This is a genomic window from Paenibacillus ferrarius (genome assembly GCF_002027705.1).
Taxonomy (GTDB): domain Bacteria; phylum Bacillota; class Bacilli; order Paenibacillales; family NBRC-103111; genus Paenibacillus_E; species Paenibacillus_E ferrarius.
The window spans coordinates 280124-296195 of sequence record NZ_MBTG01000056.1 but is presented as its reverse complement, the minus strand read 5'-3'; the positions used below and the strand labels follow the sequence as shown (position 1 = coordinate 296195).

Genomic DNA, 16072 nt, shown 5'->3' with positions numbered 1-16072 from the left:
GTCTAATTTCCTCCTACAATGGATTCCGTTTGTTCGGTTTGAGCTAGCAGCTCTATGATTTCTTCGCTTGTTTTGCAAACCAGTATTTGATTAACGAGATCTTTGCATTTCTTAGCGTCACTGCTTAAGAGGCGATGTTTCACTTGCAAAAGAGTTTGCACCGAAATGCTCAGCTCTTCAATGCCCAGCCCAAGCCATATCGGCAATGCGCGGATATCCCCTGCCATTTCACCACAGACGCCTACGGGGATTCCTACGCTTTTGGCCGCATCAATCACCAGCTTCAGAAGCCTGATAACGGCGGGATGGTAAGGATTATATAAGTGCGCGATATTCTCATTCATCCTGTCTACAGCGAGCACATATTGAACCAGATCATTTGTCCCAATACTCATGAAATTCACTTCACTCGCCAGAACATCCGCTATTAGTGCCGCGGCAGGTACTTCAATCGTCAAACCTACTTCAATATTCGCGTTAAAAGGAATCCCATTCGCACTCAATTCTGACTTCGCTCTCTCAAGCAGCGCTTTGGCTTGTCTTACCTCGTCAAGGGAAGTGACCATCGGATACATGATTTTGACGTTCCCATAATGGCTCGCTCTTAGAATCGCTCTTAGCTGTATCATGAATAATTCTGTGCGGTCTAAGGAGATGCGAATGGCTCGATACCCAAGAAACGGATTATCTTCTTTGGGAAGTGGCATATAATCCAGCTTTTTATCTCCGCCGATGTCTAAGGTGCGAATGACAATGGGCCGCCCCTTGAGCTGCATTGCAGCATGTCGGTACACTTCAAACTGCTCGTCTTCACCTGGAAGAGAGTCGCGATCCATATACAGGTACTCGGTGCGGAACAAGCCAACGCCTGAAGCTCCATTGCGCAAAACCTGATCGATTTCCAAAACCGAATTAATATTCGCATGCAGATTCACATAGCTGTTATCTACCGTCACAGGCGCAACGTCCGCTATTTCTTGCAGGCTTTCCTTGAACTCCAGCCAATTTCTTTTGCGGGCTTGATAGCGTTCAATGGTTGTCTTATCCGGGTTGATGTACAGTGTACCTTCTTGGCCATCAATGATCAAGAAATCGCCGTTTTGGATAGGACGCAGCAGCTTTCCTTCCAAACCAAGCACATAAGGAACGGACATCGCCCTTGCCATGATGGAAACATGAGAATGCGTGCCTCCAAGAATGGTCAGCAAGCCTAGCACCTTAGTCGGATCCAGATGGGCTAATTGAGACGGCGTCAGCTCTTTTGCCACTAAGATGTAAGGATGATCAATAGGAGGTACAGTCGTGCTGGTATCCCCTAACAAGTGCTTTAGAAGCCGGTTACCGACATCTTTGATATCCAGCGCCCGCTCCTTCATGTATTCATCGTCAATCATATTGAACATGCCGACGAACTTATCAATGACCTCTTTGACAGCGACTTCGGCTGCCTTGTACTGCAGCTCGATAATCCCTTGAATCTCATTCATGAAAATAGGATCTTCCAAAATGGCCAAATGAGCATCAAAAATATACGCTTGATCTTGGCCGACGACATCCTTTATCTCTTGCTTAATCAATTCAAGCTCGTCCTTCGAAGAGCGAATCCCATCATACAAACGTTCGAACTCATACGCCAAATCTGTCACATCAATCATTTTCTCAGGAAAATCCCACTCCCAGGTAGGAATGACAAAAGCCTGACCCATCGCAATACCTGATGACGCACCTATCCCTCTGATCATCCGTTCGTCCCCCCCGTAGATTTAGTAGGCTTTAAGACAACGGACATCACAGAACCTTGGCCTTTTTTGACAGTTTTGAAAGGAGCGTAGCTCCAGGATTTAACAAGATCCGGATTCGTAATAATCATCGGTGTCGCCAAGGATGAAGCAAATTTCTTCACTTTGTTGAAATTGAATTTAATCAGGAGCTGCCCTGACTCTACACGATCGCCTTCTTTCACGACCGCATTAAAACATTTGCCTGGCAAACTCGACGTATCGATCCCGATATGCAGCAGCACTTCCAAGCCTTCCTCCGTCAAAATCCCAAGGGCATGCATCGTCGGATAAATGTGCATAATCGTTCCAGCTACAGGAGAAACAAGCTCCCCCTTTTCAGGTATAAAAGCAACTCCGTTACCTACCAACCGTGAAGCAAAGATACGATCAGGCACTTCCTCAATGGGAATCATACGACCTTGCATTGGCGAGGTGAACAGCACCACATGGATGTCTTTGCGCAGTACTTTCATAATTTCTTCACGAATCAGCTCTGAGAATGTTCCGAACACGACCTGAACATTGCCTCCTCCAAGACGAATGACGCCTGCTGCTCCTAAGTGTCGTAATGCCGTGATGTCCATCAAACGATCATTGACAAGCGTAAGTCGCAATCTGGTAATGCAGGCCTCAATCTTTTTAATATTGTCTTTCCCACCGAGTGCTTGCAAAATAAGCGGAGACCGATAGGGAATATCCCCCGCCCATTCTTCAAGTGAAGAACCTTCTTCCCGGCCTGGTGTAGGAATTTGAAACCGCCTGATAGCCCAGCGAAACAAGAAATAATACAGCAACCCATACACCAAGCCTATCGGGATTAAAAGCAGCCCATTGTGTGATAAATGCAAGTTAATGATGTAATCAATTGCACCTGCGGAATAAGAGAAACCATGTTGAATATGCAGTTCATAAGCCAACCACATCGCTGCACCGGATAAAATAGCATGAATGATAAATAAATACGGCGCTACAAAAAGAAAAGCAAATTCAATAGGCTCTGTCACACCTGTCAAAAAAGAAGCCAGCGCTGCCGTCAAAAAAGTAGCTTTGATTTTCGGCTTCAAATCCTCACGCGCCTCGCCAATGATGGCAAAAGCAATAGCAGGAAGAGCGAACATCATGATCGGATACAAGCCTGCCATGTATGTGCCTGCCGTCGGATCTCCGGCGAAATACCGTGGCAAATCACCATAGGCCATATGACCGGTTGGCGTTTCGTAAGCCCCGACTTGGAACCAGAAAAAGTTGTTCAAAATATGATGCAGGCCCGAAGGGACAAGCAAGCGATGAGCGATGCCATAAACAAATGCACCAAAGCCGCCTAAACCAAGCAGCCAACTGGATAGCTTGCCCATCCCCATTTCCAAATAAGGACCAATTCCTATCATAATATAGGACACGACTAGCGTGGACAGCCCCATGATAAGCGGTACCATCCTGGGTCCACCAAAGAATTGTATGTATTCGGGAAGCTTGATCTCCTTGCAGCGATGATAAATAATGGCAGCGAGCAGCCCTATTAATATTCCGCCTGATACGCCTAATTGAAACTGCGAACCCAGCGCATGTTCAATAAGTCTCGTGAACATAAAATACCCAAGCATAGCCGACAGCCCGGCAATCCCGGCACTTTCCGTCAGGCCAAGCGCCACACCAACAGCAAAAATAATCGGTATATAATCAAAAACCGTATTGCCAGCCAATAGCAGCATATCCCCGAAGCCGGAAGCATGAATGACATCCCAAGGTAAATCCCCCAGACGAAGCAGCACAGCAGCAATAGGAAGCGCAATGGTGGGCAGCATTAAAGAGCGGCCAAGCTGTTGTAAGTTCCCCATCCAGTTCAAACGAATGCTACCTCCTAAAAGTTTTGCTTTTGCAAAATGAAACCGTAAGCATAAGCTCAGCGTTTTCAAAGAAAACTTGCATCTATAAGCATAAGCCCTCTCTTACAAATCGTATAGCTTGTTTGCCGGTTTGTCAAAACAAAATAAGCAGGTCGATTATCGACCTGCTTATGGACATCTACCTAGCGCTTTCGCAATTAGTTGGAGGAGTTATATCCGTATTGTTGTCCAATTCCTGAATTGTTAAATGTTGGTGCACCCGATTGAAAGCCTTGTTGTTGATAGTTTTGTTGAGGTGCGCCGTAGTTGGACTGGTAGGATTGTTGGGAAGGAGAAGAGGAATCACTTCTCAAGTACGCGTCATGTCCAGGCTGATTGCCGCGATAGTTGGCTGTGTGAAACGCATTAGTCGAGATGTTGGATTGGGCATACGGCTGGTTGGACTGCATCGAGCTGCCGTATTGCGTTGGGATATAGGATTGTTGTTGTGTCGTTGCATAACTATATTGCGAAGGATACGTATTCATTTGGCTGTTTATGCCGCTGTTGGAGGAATACCCGCTTTGGTAATTTGTTTGATGCTGTGCTGGTGTAGAAGAATCACTGCGCAGATAAGCATCATGACCTGGTTGATTCCCACGATAATTAGCTGTGTGGAACGCATCCTGAGAAGTAGATTGGTTATAAGCTTGATTGGATTGAATTTGGCTGTTCTGATCATAGAAGGACTGCACCAAGCCAACTGGCTGGTACTGCTTCTGGTAGCCTTGGTATTGCGTATTGTTTCCTTGATATTGATTTTGGTTCCCTTGATACTGCGTATTGGCCGACTGATACCCTTGTGAACTTTGATTGCCTTGATTGCCTTGAGACGCATTCCCAAAAGACGATGCTCCATAGCTGCTGTTATTGTTGTTATACATGTGTAAATCCTCCTCAGAGTTTCATTATTTTGGGCACCTCTTATTAGGGCCTTTTTTATTCTCTCCTCTTGCTAGCTTTTTATGAATGGAAGCGATTGGATATGAAAAGTTAGATTCCATACATTCTAAACACATAAATTGACTAAGTTTATCGGGTATGACATAATCCAAAGTGTAGGTATTCTCTTGAAGGAGGAGTTCCCCCATGGCATACGATGTTATCGTTATTGGCGCTGGTCCCGCGGGAGCAAGTGCAGCCTTATTCACATCTAAAGCAGGCAAAAAAACGCTGGTCATCGACAATGATCAAAGCGTTACCAAGCGAGCATGGATTGAGAACCATTATGGCGTCGCAGAAATTTCAGGACCTGACCTGGTGGAAATCGGCAAGAAACAAGCTGCCAAATTCGGTACTGAATTCGTGCAAGGCAAGGCCACTGGCTTAAGTTCAGTGGAAGCAGGCTTCCAAGTAACGACCGAGAATGGTACATACGAAGGAACCCATGTCATCCTTGCGACAGGCCTTTCTGTAGAGCTTGCTGAAGCTTCAGGCATTCAGACGAAGCCTGGCACAGAACCACGCATCAAAACCGTTGTCGACGCCGATGCACAAGGAAACACAAGCCTCAAAGGCGTGTGGGCAGCAGGAACAATTGCTGGTGTCAGCATGCATACAATCGTTACCGCCGGAGACGGCGCCAAAGTTGCGATTAACGTAATTAGTGAGTTGAATGGCACACGTTATGTTGATCATGATGTACTAAAATCATAATTTTTATTAAATAAAAGAGCTGCCCCTAAGTAGTTGATGCTACTTGCGGACAGCTCCTTTTTATTGTTGTCATGGGCCAATACGATCCGGAGAAGTTGATGAGCGGGCCTCATGGATATTTGCCTCATTGCCTCGATGTCGCCCTGCTCTAGCTCTAGTTGCTGATACAAACCTGCAATTGTGCATCTTTTTTACTAATCCAATAGCCTTAATCATGAAATTCCTGCATTTGTGCATGTATTTGAGGCTTAATCTGGATTAGAGGCCGAAAAAAGTGAAAATACCTGCACAATGGCAGGTATTTTCACTTTTTCGCCGAATTCACCCGAAAATTCCTGCACTTTAGCAGGTTTTTACTGTCAATTGACTAAACTGGGAACCAACAATAGCTTATTAGTTATTTCTCGGGTTTAAAATAGCATCTTCCACTTTAATACAGCGGTCCATGATGACTTCCAGCCCGCCTTCCGTGGCAATTCGTGCTGCTTCTTCATTCACAATCTCCAGCTGCAGCCAAAAGACCTTCGCTTTAATCTTCACCGCTTCTTCGGCGATAGGAACCACTTGATCCGCTCTGCGGAATACATTGACAATGTCCACTGGCTCAGGAATATCGGATAAAGTAGCATAGCACTTTTCGCCTAATATTTCTGTCGCATTTGGATTAACAGGAATAATTCGATAACCTCTGCTTTGCATAGCTGCGGAAACCATGTAAGACGTACGATCTGCTTTATCAGACAAGCCTACGACCGCAATATTGCCGGCACTAGCCAAAATTTCCTTGATGTGTTCCCTTGACGGATTTTCGAAAGCCATGCGCTTCCCTCCTATTTTTTCAAATATGTGAGACCTTGTTTCCCCATAGCGGTCCAGCTGTCGATGAACTGATCTTTGTTCACCTGTACCTGCTTTTTGCCGCTTATCGGATCATTCAAGTATACATTATTCTCATCATACCCAACCAATAATACAGCATGTTCAGCATATGTTGTCTTGAGAGGCCCCAGCGGAGTATCCCACGTAACCCATTTGTAAGGAATATTGAAATCAATGGTCGTCCATACGATAACCGGAATATCCCTAGCTATCTGCTGTTCATACATCTCGAAAGATTCACCTGTAATATCAATAGCTTGAGGGATATAGTTCTTCAGCAATGGGAAAAGTCCGGCATGATAAATGCCAAAGCCTCTTTTCTTGCGCGTAACATCCCCCACGAAGCCTGTATTCGGATTTCCCCATGAAGCGATAGATCCATCCGTATTTAAGACAGCAGGCGTCTCGTCCTTCGGCATTTCAGCAGCAAGCTCCATTTTATTTTTGGCAATCCCCACATAATTCAGGAGCATCGTTAAGCTGGTGATTTCACAACCTGCCGGCAGTTCAGGAAGCTGAGCGAAGACAGGTGCATCAATCATTGCTGATTTCTTTGGTTGGACAGCTGGTACAGGTGTGGCCGTTTGCACTGCTTGGGCAGATTCAGCCGGCTTAGCCATCACAACAGCTGAAGAAACAGATGCGAATAAAGCCGGTTCTTTGCCCGTCGCTTTGGCGTAGAGCAAAACAGCAAACACACTGCTGGCAAACACAAGTCCAGCAACGAGAAAAAACCCAAACGTCACCTTTAATCCCTGCCAAATAATCGTCATGCTGATTCACCCGTTCGTTGTTTTGAAAATCTATTACTCGTTTACAAGTTCAACCTGAGCACCGATCGAACGCAAATGGTCAAAATACTGCGGATAAGATTTGGCTACATGATGAGCATCACGAATAATCAAACCCTTCTCGGAACGCAGGCCAACAACTGTTAAGGCCATAATAACACGGTGATCGAAATGTGCATTGATTTCAACCCCGCCAGTCACCCCTTGCGGTTTGCCATGGACGATAATTTCGCTTTGGCGTTCTTCCACATCGGCGCCAGCTTTACGCAGCTCGTTCAAATAATCGGTAATACGGTCGCACTCTTTGTATCTTAAATTTTCGACATTATAGAATCTTGATGTACCTTCTGCAAATACAGCAGCTGCTACCATCGCCAATACAGCATCTGTGAAATGATCGCCATCGAATTCGCCAGCAATCAACTTCTGATTGCCACGCACATGCACAACGCCATCTTCATGCGTCAAATTAACGCCCATAGCGCGTAACACATCTACACAAGCCTTCTCACCTTGCTTGCTGTTCTCTTCCAAACGAAGCACGCGTACATCTGAATTCGTTACAGCGGCAGCAGCTAGAATAGCCGCAGATCCAGGATAGTCTCCTTGAATCACATATTCTTTGGCTTGATAGGATTGTCCACCTGGAATGCGGTAATGCATCAGGTCTTCGCTGGCATGCACAATAATACCGGCCTGCGCCAGAACTTCCAGCGTTTGACCAACAATAATTTTGGATTTCAAATCATGCAGCACTTCAATCTCGCTATCTTCTTCCAGAAGCGGCGTCATGAATAAGAGAGAGCTTAGGAATTGGGAGCTGACATTCCCTGAGACCGTAAGCTTGCCGCCGCGGGGTTGTCCCCCTTTAATAGTTATCGGCAGACGACCGTTAGAATGTTGCACTTCCACGCCCATTTGCTGCAAAGTGTCGATTAAATCATCATGAGGACGCTTGCCTAAGGATTCCGGATACGTGTTGACGAATGTCACATCAGGACAAAAAGCAGCCGTAGACATCAAAAAGCGCAGTACGGCACCGGCATTACCGACATTAAGCTCCGAAACATGCTTAGGATTCTTGCCGAAACCTGTAATGACGATTTTCTCATCGTCTTCTTCAATAATGGCGCCCAGATCACGGACACAACGTCTCATAGCATCGCTATCTTCGCTATGCGCCGGATAATAGATGGTGCTTGTCCCGTCTGCAAGAGCGCCGATGAGCAAATACCGGGTAGTATAGTTTTTGGAGGACAAAGCATTGATTTCCCCTTGTAGCTGGGAGGTTGGTTTCACGATGGCTTTCATGTCGTTGATAACTCCTTCGTAAGTGTTTATATGTAATATCCGATGAAAAATAATAGAATTCCATCAGGTTCACTATGCATGAAAACTAACCAAAAGATTTATTGTCAGTGTACCATACGGAATAGAACTTGGGAACCTTCACACACCACCCAAAGATCGATCCATAGCCGATTAAGGGCAGGACCCTCAACTGGTTGACATCTCCTTTAATTGTTTCTATCATTACCTGTAATGGGGATGATTCCTCATATTTCAAGCTTGGAGGTCTACCATGGATACGATCATGCCATCCGAAATAAAAGAAAGACTTCACCGCGGCGAAAAGCTTGCAATTATTGACGTTCGCGAAGATGAAGAAGTGGCTGCCGGCATCATTCCCGGAGCGATTCATATTCCGCTGGGTCAACTGCCAGAACGTCTCACGGAAATCCCGCAAGCGGATGAAGTGATTCTGGTATGCCGCAGCGGCGCTCGCAGTGGACGTGCCCTTGGCTTTCTGGAAGCACAAGGCTACCAAGGCCTCAAAAATATGACTGGCGGTATGCTCGAATGGGAGGACTAAGCTTTTTAGCTTGTCCTCTCTTTTCTTGACGCTGCTTCCAACACAATCATCTCTACAATTTGATCCGTCGTTAGTTCCGTAGTGTCAATAACCATATGTGCGAAATCATAGGATGATTTCCGCTGTTCCAATAGAGTATGGACACGTTCCGCCAAATTCCCTTGCAGTAATGGACGATTCGAATCGCTGCTTACTCGGTGAATAATCATCTCCGGTGAAGCTTTCAGCGCCACAACAAAGCCATTGTTCAGCATATGGCTTCGATTCGCCTCCGCCAATACAGCACCGCCGCCTGTGGCTACTACCTGCTTGTTGCCTTCTAGAATATGTGCAAGGGTCTTACTTTCCAATGTACGGAAGTACGATTCCCCATGAATTCGAAATAAATCGGGAATACTTGTCTGCTCCTCAGCCTCTAGAACGGCATCTGAATCCCGAAAAGTCCACTTTAATCGCTCGGCCAGCTGCTTACCAACGGTCGATTTGCCAGTCCCCATAAAACCTACAAGTACAATGTTGCTTGCTGTCACGTTAATCCCCTTTTCCCATATGCTAATCATACAAACATTCCCAACATCATACCATAGCAGACTAATCATGAATACAATCCATCAAAAAATCATATAGTAGAGTAAATAAATCCCAATAATCGCAGTTAAGATTTTAAGAGAGATCTTACATGGACAAGGAGCGATGAAGCTTTGAACCCAACTGTTGCCTATACCAACCGTACTCAAAGCAAACTAGAGCAAATCTTACACCCAAGCTATACCCTTTGCAAAGAAGATGTCGTCTGGATTCTGGAGTTTATTAAGAAAAAAGTGGCTGAAGAAGACCCGCGCATGCAAGGCCTTGCTCAACCACGATTATTAAAAAATTTCCGTTATTTTGCCGAAGTCTCCTTAATGCTCATCCACAGACGGAACGGCTTTGATCAAGAGGCCGATCGTTTGAAAATGTGGCTGCGCGAAGCGGCATATGGGTTGCAGGAAGAAGCTTGAAGCCAAATCCTTTTAGTTTTCCATCCAGTTGAAGTGGAAGGAACCTTCTTTGTCCACACGTTGGAACGTATGCGCACCGAAGTAATCGCGCTGTGCTTGCAGCAGGTTCGCCGGAAGTCTTTCTGTCCGGTAGCTGTCATAGTAAGCAAGGGCGGAAGCGAAAGACGGAACTGCGATACCGCGAGTAACCGCTTCTGCGATAACTTGTCTCCATGATTGTTGATAGTTGTCAACAACACCATTGAAGTAGTTGTCCAGCAGCAAGTTTTTCAATTCTGGATCGCGATCGTACGCATCTTTAATATTTTGAAGGAATCGAGCACGAATGATACAGCCGCCGCGGAAGATCATGGCAATGCTGCCGTATTTCAAATTCCAGTTATATTCTTCGGAAGCTGCTCTCATTTGAGCGAAGCCTTGTGCATAAGAGCAAATTTTGCTTGCGTAAAGCGCTTGGCGAACAGCCTCAATAAACGCTTTGCGATCGCCTGTGAAGGCTGGAGCAGCAGGTCCTTTGAGAACTTTGCTAGCCGCTACGCGCTCCTCTTTCATCGCGGAGATGAAACGGGAGAATACGGATTCTGTGATGATGGAAAGCGGTACACCTAGGTCCAGAGCACTTTGGCTGGTCCATTTTCCTGTTCCCTTCTGACCTGCGGAATCCAGAATCACGTCAACCATTGGCTTGCCGGTTTCAGCGTCATATTTGGTGAAAATATCACGTGTGATTTCGATCAAATAGCTGTCAAGCTCGCCGTTATTCCATTCTGTGAAAATCTCATGAAGCTCTTCCACACTGACATTCAGAACATCCTTGAGCAATTGGTACGCTTCGCAAATCAACTGCATATCCCCGTATTCAATCCCGTTATGCACCATTTTCACATAGTGGCCGGCACCGTCTGGTCCGATATACGTACAGCATGCGTCATCGCCAACTTTAGCGGAAATTGCCGTCAGAATTGGCTCTACCAATTTGTAGGCATCTTCTTGACCGCCTGGCATAATCGACGGGCCTTTCAATGCGCCTTCTTCACCGCCGGAAACGCCTGTTCCAACGAAACGAATACCATGTGCTTCCAAATCTTTGTTACGGCGTTGTGTATCCGGGAAGAATGCGTTGCCTCCATCGATAAGGATATCGCCTTTGTCCAAATGCGGCAGCAATTGGTTGATCGTATCGTCCGTAGGACCGCCAGCTTTAACCATGATCAAAATTTTGCGCGGAACTTCAAGGGATTGCACGAATTCTTCCACACTGTATGTACCTACTAATTGTTTACCCTCAGCTTCCTGCAGAAGCTCTTTTGTTTTTTCGGCAGAACGATTAAATACGGATACAGTGAATCCTCTGCTCTCAATGTTCAAAGCCAAGTTTTTACCCATTACCGCTAGACCGACTACACCAATTTGTTGTTTAGACATGTCTCTCATACACCCTTCCGAAAAAATATAAGTTTTAAATCGTCATCGCGCCAAAACCGCCATCCACTCTTAAGACAGACCCTGTGACAAAACTAGAAGCTTGTTCAGATGCAAGGAACACAGCAGCCCCTTGAAGCTCAGACGCTTCGCCAAATCGATTCATAGGCGTATGGCGCATGATGGATTCAATCCGTTCTGGAGACAAAATCTTGCGATTCTGTTCCGCCGGGAAGAACCCAGGGATAATCGCGTTCACACGCACACGACTTGGAGCGAATTCGCGAGCAAGGTTCTGTGTGATATTATTGACAGCTGCTTTGGAAGCGGAGTAAGTGAATACACGAGAAAGCGGAGGATCTGATGAAACGGATGAAATGTTAATGATGCTTCCGCCTTCGTTCCGCTCAACCATGTATTTCCCAAACACTTGGCAGGCTAACACGACGCTTTTCAAATTAACCTCCATAATAGAATCCCATTCTTCCATGGAAATGTCAAAGAAAGGCGTAGCACTATTTTTGCCGGGACAATTCATCAGAATGTCGGCAGAGCCTGACCAGGCCAAAACTTCTTTGAGAACCAGTTCCAAATCCTCGCGTTTCGTCGCGTCGGCTTGGAACGTATTCGCTTCCCCGCCAATCGCTTCAATACTTTGACGAACTTGATCGCTTTTCTCTTGATTGCGCCCAACGATGGCCACTTTCGCGCCATGCCCGGCTAAAGCAAGGGCCATCGAGCCACCTAATGTACTGTTGCCGCCAATAATTACTGCTGTTTTCCCTGTAAGATCGAATAAATTCATCGTCTTCATCCCCTCTGCATGTTGACTTGGCCATTACTGTTGAATCGCCTAAGCTTGTTTATGATTGAGGACTCCGTAGGTGCTGCCCTTGAAAAGCGGTAATCGCATCGAATTGATCTTTTAATTGATGATATACGCTTGTATAAATAGATGTCAATTGTTGATAAATGCGATAATCGCTTTCATTCACCTCGTGAGCCATTCCTACCTGTATCCATTGATGGGCATGAGAGAGATCGTCAATTTCACCCATCGCGAGCAAACCAAGCAATGCAGCTCCAATACCAGAGCTTTCAATCGAATCCGGCACGGTTACGGACGTGCCCAGCATATCTGTCATCATTTGACGCCAGAACGTAGATCGGGCAAAGCCGCCGGATGCCCGAATGACGGATGCCGGTCCCATCATCCGTTCAAGTGACGCAGCAACGGCTTGGATAGAGAACATCACACCTTCGAGAGCAGCGCGAATCATATGCTTCTTCTGGTGGCTTAAGGAAAGCCCGAAGTATACGCCTCTTGCATTGGCATTCCAGTAAGGGGCGCGCTCCCCGGAAAGGAGCGGCAGGAACAGAAGACCATCCGACCCTGCACTGACTTCAGAGGCTATCTCTGTCAAGTAGTCATAGGGGTCGATGCCTTGACGGCGAGCTTCTTCCGCCTCCGCCGTAGCGATCTGATCTCTCACCCAACGGAACACAATCCCTCCGTTGTTGATCGGTCCACCGACGACCCAGAAGTTCTCTGTGAGCGCATAGCAAAACAGCTTGCCTTCCGGGTCGGTTTGCGGCTTGTTGACTACGGTGCGAACGGCACCGCTCGTACCGATGGTAACGGCGATGACACCTGGCTCGAAAGCGCCGACGCCAAGGTTGGCAAGAACGCCATCCGAGGCGCCAATGACGAACGGCGTGTCCACGGCCAAGCCCATAGCTGCCGCATACTCGCTGCTAAGGCCTTCTACGCGGTAAGTCGTCGGAACAAGCTCTGAGAGCTGTTCCTGCCTCACGCCAGCGTGGCTGAGGGCATCCTCATCCCAGATGAGGTTCTCTAGATTAAATAACCCCGTAGCACTCGCCAGCGAGTGGTCAATCAGATAGCGGCCAAAGAGCTTGGCGAAAACGTATTCCTTGATGCCGATGAATTTATATGTTTCCTTCATCAATTCTGGCTCGTTATCACGGAACCACATGAGCTTGAGAAGCGGAGACATCGGATGAATCGGCGTGCCTGTACGCGAATAAATCTGCTGCCCCAGACCGCTGCGTTTCAATTTCTCCGCATAGCCCGCGCTGCGATTATCAGCCCACGTAATGCAAGCCGTCAGAGGCTTCGCCTGCTCGTCGACCGCAATAAGACTGTGCATCGCTGAGCTAAACGAAACGCATAACACTTGTTCCGGGGTTAGGTTAAGCTTGCGGACCACAGCTCCGATGCCTTGCACAACCGCCTCGAAAATCTGATCCGGATCCTGCTCCGCACGATCTGCGGCTGGCGTAAAAAGCGGATATTCAATCGAATGTGACGCTAAAACCTGTCCTGCTCGGGAGATGACGAGCGTCTTCGTGCTCGTAGTGCCAATGTCAGCCGCGATGATATAAGGCTGGCTGTTGACGGATTCAACAGCTTGCCCCTGCGCTGATGGCTTTGATGATGAGTCGGTCATTTGCTAATATTCCCCTCTGCGTCAAATAAAAGCTCGTAGGGCTCTGACAAAATTTCAATATCTGGGTGCTGACGCGCTGCCTCCAGCAAATTGACTGAAATCTCAATTTCGCCAAGGTGAAGGGTGTCTTGAATTCGCACTAGCTTGCAGGTTGTATAATCCAAGATGTTGCAGGTCTTCACGGCAGCCTTGATCGCGTAGAAATCATTCTCGAGTGTAGTGGCAATCTTCGTTGGCGCACATACTGTTGAAGTTAATCCATTCGCATATGTGAATTCCAGATTCGTTTTGTCCACCAATCGCTGTGTTGTAAAATCAGCCGTACCGACCCCGTTGGCGTTGCCTTTGGTTTCAGGCGTTAAGTCTAATACGACCATTTTGGCAACATCTGGACCACCATGCGCATAAGGCGTCGGATAACGTCCAGTTACGTTAGGATCCATACCGTCACCGCTAATATTTTTACCGATATAATCAATCACCAGTACGTCGATTTCGTCGAACAAAATTTTGGGCAAACGCGATTTCGCCTCAATCAACAGCTGCTCTTCGCGCTCTTCAATTTCTGCCGCAGGCAGCACTTCGACCTGGCATGTTTCATCATAGGCATTCTCAACAAGCGCAACACCGAAAACGATAGGCAGCTTCTGGATCATCAACGTAGCCATGGCAGGCACATTCTCCGCCATATACTTGAAGCCCAGCTGGTGACAAGCTTCTGCTCCCTTTTGCTTCCCGAGCCCGATCGCGATCATCTTCATGATGCCGCTTTCGATCCGTCCACGGAAAGCCGTATGCGGCTTTACGCGGTTAATTACGACGATGGCATCGGCTTCAGAAGCGATGCGATCTACGTACACAGGCAAACCGTTAGGCAGTTGGTCAATCTGCACAACTTCCATCGAAGAACGAATCGGCGCACCCATCGTCGCCTCCGTAATGCCAAAATGCTGCAGGACTTCTGTCTGTCCATCCGCTGTAGCACCACCGTGAGAGCCCATGCAGGGCACGATGAAAGGGAAGGCTCCTCTGTCTTTAATCGCGTCAATCGTTGTTTTCGTAAAACCCGCGATGTTGGCAATCCCTCTGCTTCCTACCGCAACGGCAACCTGTTGGCCAGGATGAATGCTTGCCATAACACCGCTGCTAGCCAGCTTATTCACTAGCTCCAGCTCTGGATTTTCTAGAATCGTGCGGTCAAACTTCTGGCGGATCTTGACCATTTGGGGAATGGGAATATCATTTAATAACTCTCTTAGAATGCTCACAGGCGATCCCTCTTTCTTTATATTGAAAGTGAACGTACGGATTCCCGCACAATCAGTTCTGTTTTCAAGAGCAGCTGCTCCGTTTCGTGCTGTTTGTTTTCTATATTTCCAAGAAGGCGAACAGCTCCTTCTTTGCTAATCTGTTCAATCGGGCGGCGAACCGTTGTAAGCGCGGGAGTGACATAGGCAGCAAATACCGTATCGTCAAACCCAACAACGGACATGTCCTGCGGCACTTGCAAGCCTGCTTCCGAGACCGCTTTCATTGCGCCCAGCGCCATTTCGTCATTACAGCAAAATACTGCGGTCGGCCTTACCTTGAGCGTCAAAAACTGCTGCATCGCTTGATGTCCGCTCTCCAAATCATACAAACCTGGAATCCGGTAAGCCTGAGGTACTTGAATGCGATGATGTTCCATCGCCCGCTCGAAGCCGTCTTTCCGGTTCTGTGCAGATTTGAAGCCTTGTCGGCCTTCAATCAAAGCTATCCGTGTGTGACCCTGTTCGATTAAATAACTGCCTGCAAGGAACGCACCTTGTTCCTCGTCCGAGAGTACATTCAGCACGCCTGACGTAGTCACAGGGCGATTGAGAACTACTAGTGGAATGCCTTTGGCGGCAATGTGATCAATAATTGCTTGATCGTCGTCACTTTGGCTGACAATAATAATGCCATCGAAGCTTTTCCTGGTGATCGAGTGAAAACTCGTATAGTCGTCGATTCCTTTGACAATGAGCTGATAGCGATCCTGAATGACCGAATTGACACCACGTATCGCTTCATAGAAGAAGCCTGCGGATGTCCCCTTGCTGAGTGTGGTAAAAAAGAGTCCTAGGTTATAGGATCGATCGAGCACAAGGCTCTTCGCACTATAATTCGGCGTATAATCCAGCTGTTCGGCAATGAGTCGAATCCGTTCTTTCGTCTCCTCTTGAATGAGCGGGCTGTTGTTCAGCGCTCTGGACACGGTCGTATGCGACACACCTGCCAGCTTGGCAATGTCCTTAATGGTAACGCTCATAGCTTCACCTCTATCAGAAGCA

Annotated in this window: 15 protein-coding genes; 3 read left to right on the top strand and 12 right to left on the bottom strand. The window is 47.2% G+C overall.

Features of this window, described 5'->3' with window-relative positions:
* Positions 1–2 precede the first annotated feature (2 nt).
* The 3 genes from ptsP to BC351_RS36665 form a co-directional block, all read right to left on the bottom strand.
* Positions 3–1742 (bottom strand): phosphoenolpyruvate--protein phosphotransferase, encoded by a 1740-nt coding sequence (gene ptsP, locus BC351_RS36675; RefSeq protein WP_079420459.1) that lies wholly within the window; start codon positions 1740–1742, stop codon positions 3–5.
* Positions 1739–3628, bottom strand: a complete 1890-nt coding sequence (locus BC351_RS36670) for a glucose PTS transporter subunit IIA (RefSeq protein WP_079420457.1) — start codon at positions 3626–3628, stop codon at positions 1739–1741. Before BC351_RS36670 ends, ptsP begins: the two co-directional genes overlap by 4 nt.
* Positions 3629–3825: 197 nt before the next feature.
* Complete coding sequence (locus BC351_RS36665) at positions 3826–4551, bottom strand: hypothetical protein (RefSeq protein WP_208629905.1); 726 nt, start codon at positions 4549–4551, stop codon at positions 3826–3828.
* A 205-nt stretch (positions 4552–4756) separates the two neighbouring features.
* On the opposite strand from BC351_RS36665, the gene BC351_RS36660 reads away from it, so the two are divergent.
* The gene (locus BC351_RS36660; protein WP_079420455.1) at positions 4757–5323 is read left to right on the top strand and encodes an FAD-dependent oxidoreductase; all 567 of its coding nucleotides are present in this window, start codon (positions 4757–4759) and stop codon (positions 5321–5323) included.
* 393 nt (positions 5324–5716) lie between these two features.
* Here the strand turns inward: BC351_RS36660 and BC351_RS36655 are convergent, their stop codons facing one another.
* The 3 genes from BC351_RS36655 to aroA are packed head-to-tail and all read right to left on the bottom strand — an operon-like array spanning position 5717 to position 8304.
* A complete protein-coding gene (locus BC351_RS36655) occupies positions 5717–6142 on the bottom strand; it encodes a CoA-binding protein (protein WP_079420454.1) in 426 nt (141 codons plus the stop codon).
* An 11-nt stretch (positions 6143–6153) separates the two neighbouring features.
* Entirely contained in the window at positions 6154–6975 is an 822-nt protein-coding gene (locus tag BC351_RS36650; RefSeq protein ID WP_079420452.1) for a C39 family peptidase, read from the bottom strand.
* A 33-nt stretch (positions 6976–7008) separates the two neighbouring features.
* Positions 7009–8304 carry a 3-phosphoshikimate 1-carboxyvinyltransferase gene (aroA, locus tag BC351_RS36645; protein WP_079420450.1) on the bottom strand — a complete coding sequence of 432 codons (1296 nt, stop codon included), beginning with the start codon at positions 8302–8304 and terminating at the stop codon, positions 7009–7011.
* A 271-nt stretch (positions 8305–8575) separates the two neighbouring features.
* Here aroA and BC351_RS36640 point away from each other — a divergent pair, with 271 nt between their 5' ends.
* The gene (locus tag BC351_RS36640) at positions 8576–8866 is read left to right on the top strand and encodes a rhodanese-like domain-containing protein (protein WP_079420448.1); all 291 of its coding nucleotides are present in this window, start codon (positions 8576–8578) and stop codon (positions 8864–8866) included.
* A 5-nt stretch (positions 8867–8871) separates the two neighbouring features.
* Here BC351_RS36640 and BC351_RS36635 read toward each other — a convergent pair whose 3' ends face one another.
* The gene (locus tag BC351_RS36635) at positions 8872–9426 is read right to left on the bottom strand and encodes a shikimate kinase (RefSeq protein WP_079420532.1); all 555 of its coding nucleotides are present in this window, start codon (positions 9424–9426) and stop codon (positions 8872–8874) included.
* Positions 9427–9567: 141 nt separating this feature from the next.
* On the opposite strand from BC351_RS36635, the gene BC351_RS36630 reads away from it, so the two are divergent.
* The gene (locus BC351_RS36630) at positions 9568–9867 is read left to right on the top strand and encodes a hypothetical protein (RefSeq protein WP_079420446.1); all 300 of its coding nucleotides are present in this window, start codon (positions 9568–9570) and stop codon (positions 9865–9867) included.
* 12 nt (positions 9868–9879) lie between these two features.
* Here BC351_RS36630 and gndA read toward each other — a convergent pair whose 3' ends face one another.
* The 5 genes from gndA to BC351_RS36605 are packed head-to-tail and all read right to left on the bottom strand — an operon-like array spanning position 9880 to position 16050.
* Complete coding sequence (gndA, locus tag BC351_RS36625) at positions 9880–11292, bottom strand: NADP-dependent phosphogluconate dehydrogenase (protein WP_079420444.1); 1413 nt, start codon at positions 11290–11292, stop codon at positions 9880–9882.
* 34 nt (positions 11293–11326) lie between these two features.
* Positions 11327–12094, bottom strand: coding sequence for an SDR family oxidoreductase (locus BC351_RS36620; RefSeq protein ID WP_079420442.1), 768 nt, complete (start codon positions 12092–12094; stop codon positions 11327–11329).
* Positions 12095–12152: 58 nt separating this feature from the next.
* Positions 12153–13760, bottom strand: coding sequence for a gluconokinase (gene gntK / locus BC351_RS36615; RefSeq protein ID WP_079420440.1), 1608 nt, complete (start codon positions 13758–13760; stop codon positions 12153–12155).
* The gene (locus BC351_RS36610; protein ID WP_079420438.1) at positions 13757–15028 is read right to left on the bottom strand and encodes a nickel pincer cofactor-dependent isomerase, group 22; all 1272 of its coding nucleotides are present in this window, start codon (positions 15026–15028) and stop codon (positions 13757–13759) included. Before BC351_RS36610 ends, gntK begins: the two co-directional genes overlap by 4 nt.
* A gap of 17 nt (positions 15029–15045) precedes the next feature.
* Positions 15046–16050, bottom strand: a complete 1005-nt coding sequence (locus tag BC351_RS36605) for a LacI family DNA-binding transcriptional regulator (protein WP_079420436.1) — start codon at positions 16048–16050, stop codon at positions 15046–15048.
* Between the last annotated feature and the right edge of the window lie 22 nt (positions 16051–16072).